Genomic DNA, 16,174 nt, shown 5'->3' on the forward strand with positions numbered 1-16,174 from the left:
TTGTGGGGCCTAGTGTGAGGCTCTCGAAGTGTCTAGGAAAGAAGGGGCGATTCACAGCGATTGCCAATACCAAAGACAAAATCGGCAGCCAGCACAGTGGCGTTGCCATAACGATGTGATGTCTGCAAACCAGCCATACCAACCATCAAGGGGTGATCATCGGGAATACAGCCCCAGCCCATCAATGTAGGAATCACCGGAATCTGAACAATCTGTGCAAATTCGGTGAGTAGTGCTGATGCATTGGCATTGATGACTCCACCACCAGCCACGATGATCGGACGCTCCGCTTGCAGCAGCATGGACAGTGCTTTCTCCACTTGCGGACGGGAGGCCTGTGGCTTGAATGCTGGGAGGGCTTGGTAGGTTTCTGGATCAAACTCAATCTCCGCCATCTGCACATCGAAAGGCAAATCCAGCAGAACAGGCCCTGGACGCCCGGAGCGCATCAGATGAAATGCCTGTTGTAAGGCACCAGGAAGCTGGGCTGGCTCCATGACGGTAGTAGCCCACTTCGCGACTGGACGGGCAATTTCCTTGATATCAACCGCCTGAAAATCCTCCTTGTGTAAACGCGCACGCGGTGCCTGACCCGTTATACAGAGAATGGGAATGGAATCGGCTGCGGCGGAGTACAAGCCAGTAATCATGTCGGTACCGGCAGGACCAGAGGTCCCGATGCAAACCCCGATATTGCCAGGAGCAGCCCTGGTAAAGCCTTCTGCCATATGTGCAGCGCCTTCCACATGGCGTGCCAGCAGATGGCGTATGCCACCTATTTTTTTCATTGCTGCGTACATGGGGTTGATTGCCGCTCCCGGCACACCAAATGCCGTCGTCACCCCCTCCTTGATAAGCACATGCACAGCCGCCTCGATTGCTCGCATTTTGGCCATTGAATAGCTCCTGAGTTAAGCAGGCCTCACCACATTGGTCATGACCCGGATATTCGGCAACTATCCCGCAATGCAAACCACCCGTCAACAAACAATGAAAACTGTTTCCATTTTTTAAAAATTTCAATTTTATTGCTTATTTTTCACGATGTTACAAAATACAAACAAAAGGAAATAAATCCCAAATTTTATTAAAAACGAACAAAAAGTGGCCATTACTGAGCTATAACTACTCTCAACTGTACCTAAGGCGTAAAATTGCAGCGGTTAAGAGCGCCCAATCCACAATCAGCAACGAGGATTTATGAGCAAAGTCGATACCCCCACTCGCAGCAATGTACTTAAGCGCAATGAGGGGGGCACTGCCAGCACCGGCCAAGTGCAATCGCTAACCCGAGGATTGGTTCTGTTGGAGCGGATAGCCGAAGCACCTGCCGGCATCATGCTGACCGATCTTTCCATGCAGGTTGGCCTACCGAACTCCACCACGCACCGGCTACTGACAACGATGCAGCAGATGGGTTTTGTTAAGCAGACTGGCGACCTTGGGCTGTGGAGTATTGGCGTGCGTGCGTTTACCGTTGGGAGCGGGTTTCTAAGCAGCCGCGACCTGTCCACGATGGCCATGCCGATTTTGCGGCAAGTCATGGAGGCGGCAGGAGAAACCAGCAATCTGGTGGTATTCGACACTGATGCCTGGCAAAGCGTTGTGATAGGGCAAGTGCAATGTCGAGAGCTGATGCGCATGCTCGCCCCGATTGGGGGTCGGTTGCCCTTGCACGCATCCGGGGCGGGCAAGGCTTTTCTAGCTGCGCAGGATGAGTTCCACCTTGGTCGTATTCTGCAAAAAACCGGCCTGCCGCAGTACACCGAACATACCATCACCACACCAGCAAGACTGAAACAGGAAATCATGCAAATCCAGAAACAGGGATTTGCTTTTGATGATGGTGAGCATGCGATAGGCCTGCGCTGCGTTGCCAGCTGCATTTATGATGAGTGCGGCGAGGCTTTTGCCGCCATCTCGGTCTCAGGACCCAAGTCGCGGATACCGGACGAGCGCATCACCCATCTGGGCTCACTGGTCATGCGTGCAGCCAGTGAAGTGACGCACCACTATGGTGGCAAACTAAAACATACCAGCTGATACGCCGGTTATATGGCATGAAAAAGGCTCTGCAATTGCAGAGCCTTTACTTTAGATAACATGGGTAATTACTGATCACGCAAACCTGGTGGCAGGGCAAACACGGTAGACTCTTCCACCCCACTCAGTTCGGCCACGGTTTCTGCACCATAACTCCGAATCTGCTCGATCACCGCCTGAACCAACACTTCTGGAGCACTGGCACCGGCAGTCACGCCGACCCGGTTCTTACCATCAAACCACTCTGGCTTGAGCAACGAGGCATTGTCCACCATATAGGCATCCACCCCACGCAGCGCAGCAACTTCGCGCAGGCGATTGGAGTTGGAGCTATTGGGCGAGCCGACTACCACGATGATGTCGCACTGGTCTGACAACACCTTCACTGCGTCTTGACGATTCTGCGTTGCATAGCAGATATCGTCCTTTTTCGGGCTGCTGATGGATGGAAAACGCTGCTTCAGTGCAGCAATGATGTCACGGGTTTCATCCACCGACAGCGTGGTCTGGCTCACATAAGACAGTGCAACCGGATTACGCACTTCCAGACTGGCGACATCCGCCACACTTTCTACCAGATACATGCCGCTATCAACTTGGCCCATCGTGCCTTCCACTTCCGGGTGGCCGGCATGACCGATCATGATGATTTCCATCTCAGCCTTGTGCATGCGCTTGACCTCGACATGCACTTTGGTGACCAGCGGACAGGTTGCGTCGAAAACCAGTAGCCCAAGCGCTTCGGCCTCGGCGCGTACCGAGAGTGGTACACCGTGCGCGGAATACACCAGCGTGCTTCCCGCCGGAACATCTTTCAGTTCCTCGATGAAAATGGCACCCTTGGCACGCAGGTCCTCCACGACAAAGCGGTTATGTACCACCTCATGCCTCACATAAATCGGCGCACCATACTTCTCGATGGCGCGCTCGACGATGGCGATGGCCCGATCCACCCCGGCACAAAAGCCGCGCGGGTTGGCCAGCATGATGGTCTTCGTCATCAGTAATCCTTGCAAAATGCCATCAGGCAACGATGGCAAAAAAACGGGTTCAGTGCGGTTTGGCATGCTTCATGCTGTCGAGCACCATCAGCACGGCGCCGACGCAGATAAAGGAGTCTGCCAGATTGAAAGCTGGGTAATACCAGCTGTGCTGATAGTGGACGAGGATGAAGTCGACAACATGTCCATATGCCAACCGGTCGATCACATTGCCAATGGCCCCACCAATGATGAAGCTGGCGGCCACATTCATCAGGCGGCTGAAACGCCCCTTGATGATGTTCCACCCCAGGTAGCCGGACACGGCAAGTGCCAACAGGGTAAACAAGTACTTCTGCCAACCACCGGCATCACGCAGAAAGCTGAATGCTGCACCTGGGTTGTAGATCAGAGTGAAGCCAAAATAGCCGGGTATGACATCCTGCACAGCACCATACGGGTACTGACTATTGAAATAGATCTTGGAGAGTTGGTCCAGAACAATGACCAGCAATGCCAGCCCCATCCATCTGGTCCAGTTTCTGGCTTGAGGCGCCTGCATGACGGATTCCATTTGATTACATCCTTACCGGTCGACACCCCCGGCACAAGGCCGGGGGCAGACTCAGGGTCGATCAGGCATGCGCCCGGGCTTCACCTTTGCCATCGATATTCTCGACGCAGCGTCCACATACTGCGCCATGACCGGCATGGGACCCAACATCAGCACGATAGTGCCAGCAACGATCACATTTCTTATACGTAGAAGGCGTCACGGCGATACGGGTTTCTTCCGCCTCACGGACACGCGCTGCCGAAACGATCAGAACGAACTTGAGGTCCTCGCCCAGGCTGGCCAGATGCTGGAACAAGTCGCCGGCGGCATCGATATCCAGTTCGGCCTGCAGCGAGGAGCCTAGTTGATCAGCACTGCGCAACTCTTCAATCTGCTTGTTGACCTGTGCACGCAGGCTGCGAATTGCCTGCCACTTCTGCTGCAAGGCTTGCTCGCTGGCAGCGGTCAGTGCCGGGAATTCATGCCAGGTGTGATAGAGCGTCGACTCCTCCTCGCTCTTGGTCAGCACTTCCCAGGCCTCATCGGCAGTGAAACACAGTACCGGAGCGATCATCAGCAGCAGGCTACGGCTGAGATGATACAGCGCGGTCTGGGCACTGCGGCGCGCACGGCTGTCGGCCTTGGTGGTGTACAGACGGTCCTTGATAATGTCCAGATAGAAAGCACCCAGATCCTCGGAGCAGTAGTTAACCACCTCTTGCATTGCATGGTGGAAGGCATAGCGGGTATAGAGTTCGCCTACTACCTTTTCCTGTACCTGACGTGCCATCAGCAAGGCGTACTGATCTAGCTCCAGCATTTCACCAAACGGAACCGCATTTTCCAGCGGGTCGAAATCCGACAGATTGGCTAGCAGGAAACGCAGGGTGTTGCGCAGGCGGCGATAGCTTTCGGTAACCCGCTTGAGAATTTCATCGGAAATCGCCAGCTCACCGGAGTAATCGGTGGAAGCCACCCACAGACGCAGGATATCGGCCCCCAGGCTGTCGTTCACCTTTTGCGGTGCCACAACATTGCCCTTGGACTTGGACATCTTCAGGCCCTTGCCATCCACCACAAAGCCGTGGGTCAGCAATTGCTTGTACGGTGCGCGACCAATGGTGGCACAACCTGTCAGCAAGGAGGACTGGAACCAGCCACGATGCTGGTCACTACCTTCCAGGTACAGATCGGCAGGCCAGGCCAGTTCAGGGCGCTGCTTGAGCACGGCAAAGTGGGTCGAGCCAGAATCAAACCACACGTCCAACGTGTCCGTCAGCTTGCGATACTCTGCCGCTTCGGCACCCAGCAGCTCTTGCGCATCCAGGCTGAACCAGGCTTCAATCCCCTGCTGTTCGATACGCAGTGCCACTTCCTCCAGCAAAGCCAGCGAGCGCGGATGCAGCTCGCCACTTTCCTTGTGCACGAAGAAGGTCATCGGCACACCCCAGTTGCGCTGACGCGAGACACACCAGTCCGGACGGTTGCCAATCATGGCTTCCAGGCGCGCACGCCCCCATGCCGGGAAGAATTCGGTTGCATCCACGGCGCTCTTGGCACGCTCACGCAGGGCAACATCATCCTTGCCCTGCTTGTCCATGCCGATGAACCATTGGGCAGTCGCACGGAAAATGATGGGCGTCTTGTGACGCCAGCAATGCGGGTAGCTATGCAGCAAACGGGCCTGATGAATCAGGGTGCCATGCTGTTCCAGCGTTTCGATGACTTTGGGATTGGCCTCCCAAACCGACAGACCGGCAAACAGTTCGGTGGTCGATTTGTAGCGGCCATCATCTGCCACCGGGTTGTCGATCGGCAGTCCGTATTGCTGACCAACTTGAAAGTCTTCCAGACCATGAGCCGGTGCGGTATGCACCAGACCAGTACCGGCATCGGTCGTAACGTGATCACCGCAGATGACCGGTACGGTACGGCTATAGAAGGGATGTTGCAGTTGCAGCATCTCCAGCTTGTCGCCCGTGGTTTCTGCCAATACCTTGGCATCGGCAAAGCCGTAACGCTCAAGTGCAGACTCCGCCAGTTCCTTGACCAGAATCAGCTTGCCCTTCGGCGTGTCGATCAACTGGTAAGTCAGCGCAGCACTGACTGCAACAGCCTGGTTGGCCGGCAGGGTCCACGGGGTGGTTGTCCAGATAACGGCCATGGCGCCGGCCACCTGCTCGCCAGTCAAGCCAAATGCGGTAGCCAGCTTGTCCTGATCCAGCACGTGGAAACCGACATCGATAGCTGGGGAGTTCTTGTCTTCATACTCGACCTCAGCCTCGGCCAGCGCAGAGCCACACTCAATACACCAGTGCACCGGCTTCTCGCCCTTGAACAGGTAGCCATTGCTGTAGATCGTGCCCAGCGTGCGCACGATGTCAGCCTCGGTCTTGAAGTCCATGGTGAGATAGGGGTTGTCCCAGTCGCCAAGAACGCCTAGGCGGATGAAGTCTTTCTTCTGGCGCGCAATCTGCTCCTTGGCGTACTCACGGCACAGCTCACGGAACTTGGCCGCCGGAATGGCCTTGCCATGCAGCTTTTCTACCATCAGCTCAATAGGCAGACCATGGCAATCCCAGCCTGGAACATAGGGTGCATCAAAACCGGCCAGGGTCTTGGAGCGTACGATGATGTCTTTCAGCACCTTATTGACTGCATGACCGATATGGATATCACCGTTGGCATACGGCGGGCCATCATGCAAAATGAATTTTGGGCGACCGGCGGATAGCTTGCGTACTTTATCGTAGCGTTTTTGTTCCTGCCAGCGCTTGACCCAGGCAGGTTCGCGTTTGGCCAGATCCCCTCGCATGGCGAACGGGGTATCCAGCAGGTTGACGGTTTTACGGTAATCGATGCTCATGCCTGCTCTCGCTGCAAACTGGTCAAATAAGTATGGGCACTGGCGGCATCACGTTCTATCTGCGCCACCAATGCTGGCAAATTGTCGTAGCGCTCTTCATCGCGCAATTTTTTCAGGAAATGCACCGTCACGCGCTGGCCATAAAGATCACCAGCAAAATCAAACAGGTGTGCTTCCAACTTGTAATCAGTCGTGCTGCTGACCGTAGGATTGAGCCCAAGGCTAGCTACGCCGCCCTTACGCCCTTGCGGTGTGTCTACTTCTACCACAAACACGCCCTGCAAGGCGGGTTTCAGATGTGACAGATGCACATTGATCGTGGGAAAACCAATGGTTCTCCCCAGTTTTTGCCCATGCATGACTTTGCCGGATACCTGATAGCTGCGTCCCAGCAAAGCATTGGCCGCATCAAGATCTCCAGCAGCCAAGCGGTCGCGCACCAGCGTACTGGATGCTCGCTCCCCCTGAACCAGTACCGACGGCATGGCCTCGGTAACAAAATGAGGGCAAGCTGACAGCAGGTCAAAATTTCCCTGGCGCGCTGCACCAAACTGAAAATCATCTCCTATCAGCAGATAGCGGGTTTTCAGATCGCGCACCAGCACATCCTGGATGAAGTCCTGCGCACTCATGCTGGCAAAATGCTGATTGAACCGAAAGACAAACACGTAATCGACTAGTCTGGATGCTTGTAAAACATTCAGTTTGTCACGCAAGCTGGATAAACGGGCCGGCGGATTGCTCCGGATGAAGAACTCACGAGGATGCGGCTCGAACGTCAGCAAGGCAGTAGGCAAGGACCGGGCATCAGCCTCGCTCTTAAGACGCCGCAGCATCTGCTGATGGCCAAGATGCACACCATCAAAGTTTCCGATGGTCAATGCACAGCCAGCGAGCCCGAAACGTCGTGGATCTCCTAGAAATACCTGCATCTGACGCCTAGCATCCTGAAAACTTACGATTGTAGCCGTGGGGGAGCAGTAGCGTCCAGCCATGTAATCAGAAGTGACAAAACAAAAAAGCCCCACGTCTGTGGGGCTTTTTGGGGTTTACCAAAGCAGATTACTGCTGGGTGGTAACCTTAACTGCGTCGATCACCACGTCAACACGACGATCCGGTTCGATGCAGGCCTTGATTTCAGCATTCTGCTTCTTGTTCTTGGCGTATTTCGGGAACTTGGCCTTGCACTCGTCGGTCATCTTGGCATCGGTCTTGCCCTTGCCAACTGCAGTAACCTTCTCAGCCGGTACACCAGCGTCAACGAAGTAAGCCTTAACAGCATCAGCACGCTTCTGGGACAGAGCGTTGTTCAGCTTGTCGCTACCCATGAAGTCGGTGTAGCCATCAACTTCAACACCATTCAGAACGCCTTGACCTGCATGTGCCTTCAGCTTGGCAACCAGCGGATCCAGTTCGTTCTTGGCATCAGCACGCAGGGTTGCCTTGTTGAAGTTGAACAGAACCTTGGCGGACAGGGTTACATGTTCCTTCACAGAAACCGGAGCAGCCTTCGGAGCTTGCGCTACCGGAGCAACCGGCTTGGCAGCTTCACGATCGCCACACTCAACCAGGCCATCCTTAGCCTTGTCAAAGTAGGTGGTGTGCCAGCATTCGCCGTAGTTGTTACGGGAAACGGCATCAGTGGTTTGATCTACGGTGTAGCCCGGCTTAGCTGCGAACGCGCTAGCGGAAACCAGCAGAGCAGCAACCAGGGCGCTCAGTTTCAGCTGTTTAGTCATATTATTCCCTCTTTTATCTATGAATCGGTATTGATGCGGTTGACGCAAACACCACACGGACAATTCTACTGCAAACAACAGGGTAAGCGCCAAACTGTGTTTATGCAGTTAACGGGCACTATAGAAATGCGCCTACCCGGTGTCAACACAGCACGACGGCAAACACCGATGAAATGTTGCAGAAAAGCATCACATTTACTGAACAATCCGGCAATTCTGTGTCATTAACACGACACTATCACAGCGATGTTACACGCCGACGAAACAGAGGAACCGGCTCACGATGTGTCGACTGATAGCGTTCCGTGAAAGTGTCATATCCGGACAATGCCCCGCCAAGGTCTTTGCCATCCTTGATTTCGAAGGCATTGAAACCAACCTGCCAGAGATAGTGCAGCAAATCTACCCACACGTCGCCCAGGGCTCTTAACTCACCGGCATAGTTGTAGCGTTCTCGCAACAGGCGACCAAGGCTGTAACCCCGGCCATCGGTAAATGCCGGGAAATCGACAGCCACTAGCGGAAGGCTGTTCAGATCCGCAGCCAGCAGCTGCGGATCTTCGTCCGGGGCCAGCCAGACTGCGGTCTGCCCCGCGCGGGTCTGCCAAACAGATTTGTCGGCCAGCCATACTCCCAGCGGGATAATGACATCAACATCTGCAGCGACTGCCGGGTATTGTCCTTCGGCATCAGCACGCAACACCTGCCAGCGGTCCTGCGATATTTGTCCATCTTTAATGATGCTTCGCATATACACGTTCCTTGAAGGGGTCGAGGCCAATGCGGCGTACGGTTTCGATAAAGCGCTCCCCGTCAGTGCGCTGCTCAAGATAGACCGTCATGATTTTTTCAAAAGCTAGCGGCACATCTGCCTGCGCAAAGGATGGCCCAATGACCTTGCCAATGGTGGTATGGCTGCCCTGGCTACCGCCCAGGGTAATCTGGTACCACTCTTCGCCATTTTTATCCACACCGAGAATACCGATATTGCCGATATGGTGATGTCCACAGGCATTCATGCAACCGGAGAAATTGCAGTCGATCTCACCCAGGTCAAACAGATAATCCAGATCATCAAAGCGCGTCTGGATAGCTTCGGCAACCGGGATGGAGCGCGCATTGGCCAGGCTGCAGAAGTCACCGCCCGGGCAGCAGATGATGTCAGTGAGCAAGCCGATATTGGGGGTGGCAAAGCCCTGGCTCTTGGCCAATTGCCATACTTCATACAAGTCCCGTTCGCGCACATCCGGCAGAATCAGGTTCTGCTCATGCGCCACACGAAGCTCGCCATAGCCAAAGCGGTCAGCCCAGTCGGCTGCGGCGTCCATCTGCTCTGCCGTGATATCGCCCGGCGGTACGCCGGTCTTCTTCAATGACAGTACGACTGAACGATAGCCGGCCTGTTTGTGAGGACGGGTATTGCGCGCTAGCCAGCGTGCGAAGGCGGGCTCAGCAGCTTGCTTTTCCACCAGTTCTGGCGGATTGGATGGCAGCAGGTCATAGGCCGGATCGGTGAAATAACTAGCGTAATGGGCGACATCAACATCCCGCAGGGTGGATGGACCATCTTTCAGATGCAGCCATTCGTCTTCGACCTTGGCGGCAAAGCCCTCTACCGTCATTGCCTTGACCAGAATCTTGATCCGCGCCTTGTATTTGTTGTCGCGACGGCCAAAGCGGTTATACACGCGCAGCACCGCATCCAGATAGGTGAGCAAGTGTCGGGTGGGGAGGAATTGTTTTACCACCTCACCGACGATGGGAGTACGGCCCAGACCACCGCCCACAATCACTTTGAAGCCGACTTCACCAGCCTCATTACGTACCACATGCAGACCGATGTCATGAACCTGCGTAGCAGCGCGATCTTCCACGCTGCCCGATACGGCGATCTTGAACTTACGTGGCAGGAAGGCAAACTCTGGATGCAAGGTGCTCCACTGGCGAATGATTTCGCAATAGGCACGAGGGTCGAGCATTTCGTCCTGAGCGACACCAGCAAAAGCATCGGTCGTGGTATTGCGCACGCAATTGCCAGAGGTCTGGATGGCGTGCATTTCAACTTCGGCCAGTTCCTCCAGGATATCCGGTACGCGAGCCAGTTCCGGCCAGTTGAACTGAATGTTCTGGCGCGTGGTGAAATGGGCGTAGTTCTTGTCGTACTTACGGGCAATATGGGCCAGCTTGCGCAACTGCCGACTTGCCAGATGGCCATAGGGAACAGCAATGCGCAGCATGGGCGCATGGCGCTGCACATACAACCCATTCATCAGACGCAGCGGGCGGAACTCGTCTTCAGCCAGTTCACCAGAAAGAAAGCGCTGGGTCTGATCGCGAAACTGTTCGACACGCTCGCGCACAATGCGATGGTCGACTTCATCATAACGGTACATGGTTGAATGTCCTTGAGTAAGGTTGGCCTGATAGGGCCGGCCAGCCTTATGCTGGGCGCTTGAGGGGGCTGGACTTGATGTGTAGCCCACACTCTTTGGATTCCGGATTTTCCCACCACCAGCGACCGGCGCGCACATCTTCGCCAACGGTAATGGCGCGGGTACAGGGGGCGCAGCCGATGGAGGGGTAACGCTGGTCGTGCAGGGCGTTGTAGGGTACATCATTGCTACGGATGTATTCCCAAACCTCGGCTTCGGTCCACTCGATCAGCGGATTGAACTTCATCAGTCCGTTATCGGTATCGAATTCTTGATTGCCCAGATCCTGCCGGGTGGGAGACTGTTCACGGCGCAAACCGGTAATCCATGCCGACTTACCTGCCAGCGCTCGCTTCAGCGGCTCAATCTTGCGAATCTGGCAACAGGATTTACGCAGTTCAACGCTTTGATAAAAGCCATTGATGCCATTCATATTGACATAGGCCTCGGTGGCAGCAGTTTCCGGGAAGTACACCTTTACCGGTACCGCTGGATAACGTTCGGCAACCTGCTGCATCAGCGTATAGGTTTCAGTCGGCAGCCTGCCGGTATCCAGGCTGAACACCTGCAGCGGCAGGGACAGGCGGGCGATCAGGTCGGTCAGCACCATGTCTTCGGCGCCATAGCTGTTGGCCAGCACCGCATCTGGGTGTTTGGCGGCAATGTCGGTCAGCAAGGCTTGGGTTGCTGCAAGTTTCACATCCAGGCTCATCGAGCGCTCCACTATAGGTAAAGTCTGGCTAGGGCATCATCCTACCCAAGCCTTATATAAACCTAAAAGAATATTGTGTTAGTATTTAATGCCTACAGGTTTTATGGAATATGCCCGTCTTATGAAACTGCAACAGCTGCGCTACCTGGTCGAAGTGGCCAAACAGGGTCTGAATGTCTCCGAAGCGGCAGAGAAGCTGCATACTTCCCAACCGGGCATTTCCAAGCAAATCCGCTTGCTTGAGGATGAGCTGGGCATCCAGGTCTTCATCCGCAACGGCAAGCGCGTGGTGTCTGTTTCCGAACCCGGTAAGGAAGTATTACGCATTTCCGAGCGCATCTTGCGTGAAGCGCAGAACCTGAAGCGCGTCGGAGATGAATTCTCGCGCGAATCAGAAGGTGCGCTTACCATTGCCACCACTCACACGCAGGCGCGCTACGCCCTCCCTCCCACCATTGCAGCATTCGTGCAACGCTATCCCAAGGTAAAACTGTCCATTAAACAGGGCAGCCCAACCCAGATTTGCGAAATGGTTGTTTCCGGCGAAGCGGATCTGGCCGTTGCCACTGAGGGCATCGCGCTCTACAAAGAGTTGGCCATGCTGCCTTGCTATGAGTGGAACCGCTCCGTAGTGGTACCGCAGGATCACCCCTTGCTACAGCTGGATCGGCCGCTCAGCCTGGCGGACATCGCCAGTTATCCGATTGTGACGTACGACTTTGCCTTTGCCGGGCGCTCCAAGATCAACAAGGCTTTTGCCGATCAGGGCCTCAGCCCGAATGTGGTGCTTACGGCCATTGATACTGACGTGATCAAGACATATGTCGCCCTGGGCCTGGGCATTGGCATCATCGCCAGCATGGCGTTCGAGCCGGTCCGGGATGCAAACCTGCACATTATCGATGCCGGCCATCTGTTCGAGCCATCCACGACCAAGATTGGCATCCGCAAGGATGCCTACTTGCGCGGCTTTGCCTACACCTTTGTCGAGCTGTTTGCACCACACCTGCACCGCCGTGAAGTGGATGCGGCTCTTCTTGCCCATGACAGTGAGCTGGACGACTAAAAATACGCTCGGATCATTCACCGACAAGCAAACGCCCCGGCATGCCGGGGCGTTTTCATTGCTACCGCCTGCTGCTTACAGTGTCAGGCCGCCGGTTACTTCAATGGCAGCGCCGTTGATGTAGCTGGCTTCGTCAGATGCCAGGAAGGCATAGACATTGGCAATTTCAGCCGGGTCAGCCATACGCTTCATCGGCACTTTGTCTTCCATGGCCTGGATAACCTTTTCCGGCATGGATTTCAGGATGGGCGTTGCCACAAAGCCCGGGCATACGGCATTGGCACGGATACCCTTCTTGCCTAGCTCCTTGGCCCAGGTCTTGACGAAACCAATCACGCCAAACTTGGTGGCAGCGTAGTTGGTCTGGCCAAAGTTGCCATACACGCCGACTACCGAAGACGCATTCAGAATAACGCCACCACCCTGCTCCACCATGGTATCCACCACGGCGCGAGCGCAGTTGTAAACGCCCTTCAGATTGATGTCGATTACCTTGTCGAACTGGTCGTCGGTCATCTTGATCAGTTGGGCATCCATCACGATGCCGGCATTGTTCACCAGCACGTCGATGCGGCCAAAGCGATTCTTCAGATCACCAACCATATCGGCGATCTGCGCCTTGTCGGTCACATTGACCAGATAGCCGACAGCCTCGCCACCCAGAGCCTTGAGTTCTTCCACCACCGCATTGACGGCATCGATGTTCAGATCACAGACGGCAACAATGGCACCTTCCTTGATGAACTTCTCTGCTGTCGCCTTGCCGATACCACTGGCAGCGCCGGTGATGATGGAGACTTTCCCTTTCAATCGCATGGTTCTTCCTTCATTAACTTGAGGTTGCAGGCAACCCGGTTCCGGGTCGACCTTCGGGCTCCACCATCGACCCATTCAAGATCGGGTTCCTGTTTTGGTCTTGTTGTTATTATGTTGGTGCTACAAAAAACGGGAGCATCGTGCGCTGTTATTTTGCAGCGCAACACGATGTCGCACTGCAATATAGCGCACCTGCTCCCGTCGGTAAAGCAATCGCTCTAGCCTGCCTGCCAACAAGACAAAGGCATTGAAGAAAGAGCGACTTACCGCTTATTCCAGGCCCTTGCTGGCCAGATAATCTTCGTAATTGCCGGTGTAGTAGTCATAACCACCCTTGCCATCCAGCTCCAGCACATGGGTGGCCAGCGAACTGACGAACTGACGGTCGTGCGACACGAAAATCAGGGTGCCCTTGTACTTTTCCAGCGCCATGTTCAGCGCTTCGATGGACTCCATATCCATGTGGTTGGTCGGTTCGTCCATGATCATCACGTTCGGCTTTTGCAGCAGCAGCTTGCCGTACAGCATGCGGCCCTTCTCGCCACCGGACAGTACGCGCACCGGCTTGGTCACTTCGTCGCCACCAAACAACAGGCGGCCTAGTGTGCCGCGAATGACTTGCTCGTCGTCGCCTTCCTGGCCCCACTCGCGCATCCATTCGGTCAGCGTCATGTCGCTGTCAAACTCGGCTTCGTGGTCCTGCGCAAAATAGCCGATCTGCGCTTTTTCCGCCCACTTGATATTGCCGTAGTCCGCAGTCAGACCTTCTGCGAGACGGGCTTCGAATGCACCAGCCAGCAACTTGACCAGAGACGTCTTACCTGCGCCGTTCGGGCCAATCACCGCCAGGCGGGCACCGGCTTCCAGGATGAAACTCATATCCTTGAACAGCACTTTGTTGTCGTAGGCTTTGTTCAGGCTTTCTACTTCTACCGCCTGACGATGCAGCTTGAAGCGATCGTCGGTTTCAAAGCGGATAAACGGGCTCTGACGGCTGGATGGCTTCACGTCCACCATCTCGGACTTCAGCTTGTCCACCTGCTTCAGACGGGAAGTAGCCTGCCGCGCCTTGGACTTGTTGGCCGAGAAGCGTGCCACGAACTCCTGCAGCTCCTGGATACGTTCCTTGGCCTTACTGTTGGACGACAGCTGGCGTTCGCGTGCCTGGGTGGAGGCGATCATGTAATCGTCGTAGTTACCCGGATAAATGCGAATGGTGTTGTAGTCCAGATCCGCCATGTGGGTACACACGGAGTTCAGGAAGTGACGGTCGTGGGAAATGATGATCATGGTGGAATTGCGCTCGTTCAGCACATTTTCCAGCCAGCGAATGGTGTTGATGTCCAGGTTGTTGGTCGGTTCGTCCAGCAACAGGATATCCGGGTTGGAGAACAGCGCCTGCGCCAGCAAAACACGCAGCTTCCAGCCTGGAGCCACTTCGCTCATCGGGCCAAAATGCTGCTCGACAGGAATACCCACCCCCATCAACAGCTCGCCTGCGCGCGCCTCGGCGGTATAGCCATCGTACTCGGCGAACTTGGCTTCCAGTTCGGCCGCGTGCATGTAGTCGTCTTCGGTGGCTTCGAGATTGGCATAAATGGCGTCGCGTTCGCTCATTGCAGCCCACATCTCGGTATGGCCCATCAGCACGACATCAATCACGCGCTGGTCTTCGTAGCCAAATTGATCCTGACGCAACTTACCCAGTCGCAGGCCGTTTTCAATGGCCACTTCGCCGCTGGTCTGCTCCAGGTCGCCGCCCAGAATCTTCATGAAAGTCGATTTGCCGGAACCGTTGGCACCAATCAGGCCATAACGGTTGCCTTCGCCAAATTTGACGGAAACCTTTTCAAACAAAGGTTTCACGCCAAACTGCATCGTAATATTGCTTGTGGTAATCACGCTTGGGATCCTTCAGCCAATCCAGCCGTAAGTATCGGAAAAACCGTGGATTCTATCACATCAGCACGACAATCCGGTGCCTGGCACCAAATGCGATGACATGCTTTTGACCCGTAGGGGAATTCCGCTACAATCGAAGACTTTGAATCTTCATCCCTAGATATAGGCAGAACTATGCTTACCGGTAGCTTGGTTGCCCTGGTCACCCCGATGTCCGCTGATGGTCGGGTCGACTTCGAATCTCTCTCCCGCCTGGTCGATTTCCACATCGACAACGGCACCAGCGGCATTGTTGCCGTCGGTACCACCGGCGAATCCGCCACCCTTGCCGTTGATGAGCACATCGCCGTCGTCGAAGCTGTCATCAAACAGGCCAAAGGCCGCGTCAAGGTTATTGCCGGAACCGGGGCAAACTCCACCGCCGAAGCCATCGAACTGGCGGCACATGCCAAGCAGGCCGGTGCCGACATGACTCTTTCCGTGGTGCCCTACTACAACAAACCGACGCAGGAAGGCATGTACCGCCATTTCCGCGCAATTGCTGAAAGTGTCGACATCCCGGTGATCCTGTACAACGTACCGGGCCGTACCGTTGCCGACATGAACAACGATACCGTGCTGCGTCTGACCGAAGTGCCCGGCATTATCGGGCTGAAGGATGCAACCGGCGATATCGGTCGCGCTTGCGACCTGATCAGCCGTGTTCCGAAAAACTTCGCGCTTTACTCCGGTGATGATGCTACCGGCATGGCATTCATGCTGTGTGGCGGCAATGGCGTAATCTCCGTCACCTCTAACGTCGCACCGAAGCTGATGAGCCAGATGTGTGACGCCGCCATTGCCGGTAACGCGGCATTGGCACGAGAACTGAACGACAAGTTGCAAGGTCTGCACAAGCAGCTGTTTGCCGAACCCAATCCGATTCCGGCCAAATGGGTACTGCAAGAGCTGGGCATGATTCCTGCAGGCATCCGCCTTCCCCTTCATGTAATGTCGGAAAATCTGCGTCCGCAGTTGACCGCCGCCATGAAGCAGGCTGAACTCATTTAAACCCCCTGACG

14 protein-coding genes are annotated in these 16,174 nt (G+C 55.2%); 3 read left to right on the plus strand and 11 right to left on the minus strand.

Going from position 1 to position 16,174, the window contains the following annotated elements; translation table 11 throughout:
• Positions 1-32: 32 nt before the first annotated feature.
• A complete protein-coding gene (locus tag ACODR9_RS21395) occupies positions 33-896 on the minus strand; it encodes a thiamine pyrophosphate-binding protein (protein WP_488812159.1) in 864 nt (287 codons plus the stop codon).
• Between the two features lie 304 nt (positions 897-1,200).
• Between ACODR9_RS21395 and iclR the strand changes: the two genes are divergently transcribed.
• Complete coding sequence (iclR, locus tag ACODR9_RS21400) at positions 1,201-2,043, plus strand: glyoxylate bypass operon transcriptional repressor IclR (RefSeq protein ID WP_488812160.1); 843 nt, start codon at positions 1,201-1,203, stop codon at positions 2,041-2,043.
• 68 nt (positions 2,044-2,111) lie between these two features.
• Here iclR and ispH read toward each other — a convergent pair whose 3' ends face one another.
• From ispH to ACODR9_RS21440, 8 genes are all read right to left on the minus strand, one after another.
• Positions 2,112-3,047, minus strand: coding sequence for a 4-hydroxy-3-methylbut-2-enyl diphosphate reductase (gene ispH, locus ACODR9_RS21405; RefSeq protein WP_488812247.1), 936 nt, complete (start codon positions 3,045-3,047; stop codon positions 2,112-2,114).
• A 46-nt stretch (positions 3,048-3,093) separates the two neighbouring features.
• A complete protein-coding gene (gene lspA / locus ACODR9_RS21410; RefSeq protein WP_488812161.1) occupies positions 3,094-3,585 on the minus strand; it encodes a signal peptidase II in 492 nt (163 codons plus the stop codon).
• Between the two features lie 73 nt (positions 3,586-3,658).
• Positions 3,659-6,445: an isoleucine--tRNA ligase gene (gene ileS, locus ACODR9_RS21415; protein WP_488812162.1), complete on the minus strand. Its 2,787-nt coding sequence runs from the start codon at positions 6,443-6,445 to the stop codon at positions 3,659-3,661.
• Entirely contained in the window at positions 6,442-7,377 is a 936-nt protein-coding gene (locus ACODR9_RS21420) for a bifunctional riboflavin kinase/FAD synthetase (RefSeq protein ID WP_488812163.1), read from the minus strand. The genes ileS and ACODR9_RS21420 overlap by 4 nt, the downstream gene beginning before the upstream one ends.
• Positions 7,378-7,507: 130 nt before the next feature.
• Positions 7,508-8,185 (minus strand): OmpA family protein, encoded by a 678-nt coding sequence (locus ACODR9_RS21425; protein WP_488812164.1) that lies wholly within the window; start codon positions 8,183-8,185, stop codon positions 7,508-7,510.
• A gap of 238 nt (positions 8,186-8,423) precedes the next feature.
• The gene (locus ACODR9_RS21430) at positions 8,424-8,936 is read right to left on the minus strand and encodes a DUF934 domain-containing protein (protein ID WP_488812166.1); all 513 of its coding nucleotides are present in this window, start codon (positions 8,934-8,936) and stop codon (positions 8,424-8,426) included.
• Positions 8,920-10,578: a nitrite/sulfite reductase gene (locus ACODR9_RS21435; RefSeq protein WP_488812168.1), complete on the minus strand. Its 1,659-nt coding sequence runs from the start codon at positions 10,576-10,578 to the stop codon at positions 8,920-8,922. The genes ACODR9_RS21430 and ACODR9_RS21435 overlap by 17 nt, the downstream gene beginning before the upstream one ends.
• Positions 10,579-10,624: 46 nt before the next feature.
• Entirely contained in the window at positions 10,625-11,329 is a 705-nt protein-coding gene (locus ACODR9_RS21440; RefSeq protein WP_488812169.1) for a phosphoadenylyl-sulfate reductase, read from the minus strand.
• Positions 11,330-11,450: 121 nt separating this feature from the next.
• Between ACODR9_RS21440 and cysB the strand changes: the two genes are divergently transcribed.
• Positions 11,451-12,395, plus strand: a complete 945-nt coding sequence (gene cysB, locus ACODR9_RS21445; RefSeq protein ID WP_488812171.1) for an HTH-type transcriptional regulator CysB — start codon at positions 11,451-11,453, stop codon at positions 12,393-12,395.
• A 75-nt stretch (positions 12,396-12,470) separates the two neighbouring features.
• Here the strand turns inward: cysB and fabG are convergent, their stop codons facing one another.
• The gene (gene fabG, locus ACODR9_RS21450; RefSeq protein WP_488812173.1) at positions 12,471-13,211 is read right to left on the minus strand and encodes a 3-oxoacyl-ACP reductase FabG; all 741 of its coding nucleotides are present in this window, start codon (positions 13,209-13,211) and stop codon (positions 12,471-12,473) included.
• 270 nt (positions 13,212-13,481) lie between these two features.
• A complete protein-coding gene (locus ACODR9_RS21455) occupies positions 13,482-15,113 on the minus strand; it encodes an ABC-F family ATPase (RefSeq protein ID WP_488812175.1) in 1,632 nt (543 codons plus the stop codon).
• A 174-nt stretch (positions 15,114-15,287) separates the two neighbouring features.
• On the opposite strand from ACODR9_RS21455, the gene dapA reads away from it, so the two are divergent.
• A complete protein-coding gene (gene dapA / locus ACODR9_RS21460; protein WP_488812177.1) occupies positions 15,288-16,163 on the plus strand; it encodes a 4-hydroxy-tetrahydrodipicolinate synthase in 876 nt (291 codons plus the stop codon).
• The last annotated feature ends 11 nt before the right edge of the window (positions 16,164-16,174 follow it).

Source organism: Aquitalea sp. FG25, from assembly GCF_057809375.1.

What these genes read in the sequence shown, in the direction of transcription:
- ACODR9_RS21395 (WP_488812159.1), bottom strand. Translation starts at nt 896, where the DNA reads ATGGCCAAAATGCGAGCAATCGAGGCGGCTGTGCATGTGCTTATCAAG.
- iclR (WP_488812160.1), top strand. Translation starts at nt 1,201, where the DNA reads ATGAGCAAAGTCGATACCCCCACTCGCAGCAATGTACTTAAGCGCAAT.
- lspA (WP_488812161.1), bottom strand. Translation starts at nt 3,585, where the DNA reads ATGCAGGCGCCTCAAGCCAGAAACTGGACCAGATGGATGGGGCTGGCA.
- ileS (WP_488812162.1), bottom strand. Translation starts at nt 6,445, where the DNA reads ATGAGCATCGATTACCGTAAAACCGTCAACCTGCTGGATACCCCGTTC.
- ACODR9_RS21420 (WP_488812163.1), bottom strand. Translation starts at nt 7,377, where the DNA reads ATGCAGGTATTTCTAGGAGATCCACGACGTTTCGGGCTCGCTGGCTGT.
- ACODR9_RS21425 (WP_488812164.1), bottom strand. Translation starts at nt 8,185, where the DNA reads ATGACTAAACAGCTGAAACTGAGCGCCCTGGTTGCTGCTCTGCTGGTT.
- ACODR9_RS21430 (WP_488812166.1), bottom strand. Translation starts at nt 8,936, where the DNA reads ATGCGAAGCATCATTAAAGATGGACAAATATCGCAGGACCGCTGGCAG.
- ACODR9_RS21435 (WP_488812168.1), bottom strand. Translation starts at nt 10,578, where the DNA reads ATGTACCGTTATGATGAAGTCGACCATCGCATTGTGCGCGAGCGTGTC.
- ACODR9_RS21440 (WP_488812169.1), bottom strand. Translation starts at nt 11,329, where the DNA reads ATGAGCCTGGATGTGAAACTTGCAGCAACCCAAGCCTTGCTGACCGAC.
- cysB (WP_488812171.1), top strand. Translation starts at nt 11,451, where the DNA reads ATGAAACTGCAACAGCTGCGCTACCTGGTCGAAGTGGCCAAACAGGGT.
- fabG (WP_488812173.1), bottom strand. Translation starts at nt 13,211, where the DNA reads ATGCGATTGAAAGGGAAAGTCTCCATCATCACCGGCGCTGCCAGTGGT.
- dapA (WP_488812177.1), top strand. Translation starts at nt 15,288, where the DNA reads ATGCTTACCGGTAGCTTGGTTGCCCTGGTCACCCCGATGTCCGCTGAT.